The organism is Caulobacter sp. 17J65-9 (assembly GCF_010975005.1).
Classification (GTDB): domain Bacteria; phylum Pseudomonadota; class Alphaproteobacteria; order Caulobacterales; family Caulobacteraceae; genus 17J80-11.
In genome coordinates this window covers 1-2437 of the sequence record NZ_JAAIVC010000274.1, presented here as the reverse complement: position 1 = coordinate 2437, position 2437 = coordinate 1, and the positions used below count along the sequence as shown (strand labels likewise).

The 2437-nt window shown below is 70.5% G+C and carries 4 protein-coding genes; all 4 read right to left on the bottom strand.

The genetic code is table 11. The annotated features are described in order from the left end of the window. Positions 1 to 314 (bottom strand): hypothetical protein (locus tag G3573_RS21165; protein WP_205598424.1); only part of this gene is annotated, 314 nt, incomplete at its 3' end. 104 nt (positions 315 to 418) lie between these two features. Next, positions 419 to 655 (bottom strand): hypothetical protein, encoded by a 237-nt coding sequence (locus G3573_RS21160; protein ID WP_163263621.1) that lies wholly within the window; start codon positions 653 to 655, stop codon positions 419 to 421. Positions 656 to 731: 76 nt separating this feature from the next. Then, the gene (locus G3573_RS21155) at positions 732 to 932 is read right to left on the bottom strand and encodes a hypothetical protein (protein WP_163263620.1); all 201 of its coding nucleotides are present in this window, start codon (positions 930 to 932) and stop codon (positions 732 to 734) included. A gap of 134 nt (positions 933 to 1066) precedes the next feature. Then, positions 1067 to 2242, bottom strand: coding sequence for a Na+/H+ antiporter NhaA (nhaA, locus tag G3573_RS21150; protein WP_163263619.1), 1176 nt, complete (start codon positions 2240 to 2242; stop codon positions 1067 to 1069). Positions 2243 to 2437 lie beyond the last annotated feature (195 nt).

Genomic DNA, 2437 nt, shown 5'->3' with positions numbered 1-2437 from the left:
CGGCCGCGCAGCGCGTCGGCCAGCATCACCGCCGGCGCGCCGCACAGCAGCGGCACGCCCCACGGCGCATAGACCGGATCCAGCCAGGCGGCGGTGAGCTCGAAGGCGGCCAGGCCCGCGCCGGCCAGCGCGCTCAGCCCCGTGCCCAGCAGGAACAGCACCGGCCACAGGGCGTAGGCAACCAGCCAGGCCCGCCCGACCCCCAGCGCGCCGCGACAGGCGGCGACCGCCACCGATCGCGTGAGGAAGGCGCAGGCGAAGGCCCAGGCCGGCCAGGCCAGCGGCGCCAGCGCCGAAACCCCGATGTCGTCCATCCCCCGCCTCCCCGCGGCGGCGGCCCCTCAGCCGTCGAACGGTAAAGCTGCGGACGGTGAAGGTTGTTCCCTCGCCTCCTTCTCCCTCGGGGGAGAAGGAGCGCCTAATGCAAAAACTCGATCGTCACCGCGTCCCAGCCCACGGTCTCGTGGTCGCCGGCGCGGTGCGGGAGGGCGCGGTAGCTGTCGTCGGCGCGGTCGAGCGCGTCCTGGGCCACCGCCTGGAAGGCGAGGAAGCCCGCCTCGTCGTCTTCGGCGGGAACGATGGTGAAGCCGGCGTCGCTGCGCTCGGCCACCCGCCAGGCGCCGCCGTCGCGCCCCAGGGTCTCCAGCCAGGTCATGTGCAATGAACGCCGAAGTCCCGGCCGGGGGTCCCTCCCCGCGCGCTTCTGCACGGGGAGGCGGAAAATCCGGGCGTTACAGGATGAAGCCGGCCGGTCCCGAGCCGCCCTCCAGCCGGCAGACGCGCCGCCCGGCGTCCCACAGCTCGACCGTGGGAAAGCGCTCGAGGCGCTCCTGGATGAGGTCGCGGGCCACCTCGTCGTCGCGGCACAGCACGTCGTCCGCCGAGACGACATCGTTCTCTGAATTAAGTCCGTAGAATTGATAGAAACGCATGTGATCCTCGCGATAAGTGCGGGAATTAACTACTTCGTCGCCCTCCAGCCTTGACTTGAAGACTGAGGGCGAAAACCAGACCCGGCAACAGCCAAGGCGGCGTACCGCCCGCGACATCTCGCCCCGGGCCTGACCTATGCCTGCGGAGCCCGCCCGCTGGACAGGCGCAGGATCAGCCAGCCGATCACCCCGCTGAGACCGGAGCCGACCAGCACGCCCAGCTTGACCGCGGACTGGTGGTGCGGATCGTCGAAGGCCAGCAGGCCGATGAACAGGCTCATGGTGAACCCGATTCCGCACAGGACGCTGACGCCATAGAGTTGGTTCCACGCCGCGCACGCCGGCAGCTCGGCCAACTTGAATTTGATCGCCGCCCACGAAGCCGCGAACACGCCGAACTGCTTGCCCAGGAACAAGCCGGCCGCCACGCCCAACGGCACCGGCTCCAGCATGGTGGTCAGGTTGAAGTCGGCCAGCGACACGCCCGCATTGGCGAAGCCGAACACCGGCACGATCAGGAAGGCGACCCAGGCGGCCAGCGCGTATTCCAGCCGGTGCAGGGGCGAATGGACGTTGTCCGGCGCGGCCGGCGCGGGCTTCAGCGGGATGAACAGGGCCAGGGCGACCCCGGCCAGGGTGGCGTGCACGCCCGACTTCAGCACGCAGACCCACAGCGCCGCGCCCAGGATCAGATAAGGCGACAGCCGCATGACCCGCATCCGGTTCAGGACGAACAGCGCGACGCAAATCGCCGCCGCCCCGGCCAGCCAGGCCAGCGACAGGCCCGAGGTGTAGAACAGGGCGATGATCAAGACCGCGCCCAGGTCGTCGATGATGGCCAGGGCCGCCAGGAACACCTTCAGCGACGAGGGCACGCGCTTGCCCAGCAGGGCCATGACGCCCAGCGCGAAGGCGATGTCGGTGGCCGCCGGAATGGCCCAGCCGCGCAGGGTCTCGGGGCTGGTCCAGTTCAGGCCTACGTAGATCAGCGCCGGCACGGCCATGCCGCCGACCGCGGCGATGCCCGGCAGGGCCCGGCGCGACCAGGTGGACAGCTCGCCGTCCAGCATCTCGCGTTTGATCTCGAGCCCGACCAGCAGGAAGAACAGGGCCATCAGCCCGTCGTTGACCCAGTGCAGCAGGGTCGAGCCGAACATCGGCAGGTGCAGGAGGTGGAAGTACTCGGGCCCCATGCCGGTGTTGGCGATCAGCAGCGCCAGGCCGGCGGCGACCATCAGCACCACCCCGCCGGCGGCCTCGCTCTCCAGGAACCGCCGGACGACGGAAAAGCGGCGCGCGGCGGCGGACATGGGCGGACTCCGAAAAACCGGCGGTCGTTATGGCGCCCGGCCAGAGCTGGGCGAAGCGAAATCGGGAGCAATCTCCCCCCACTGGGGGGAGGAGCCGCGCAGCGGCGATGGGGGGCTCCAGCGGAGTGCTCGGCTTCCGTCGCGCCAGGGCGAGCCCCCTCCACCATGCTTCGCATGGTCCCCCTCCCCCAAGGG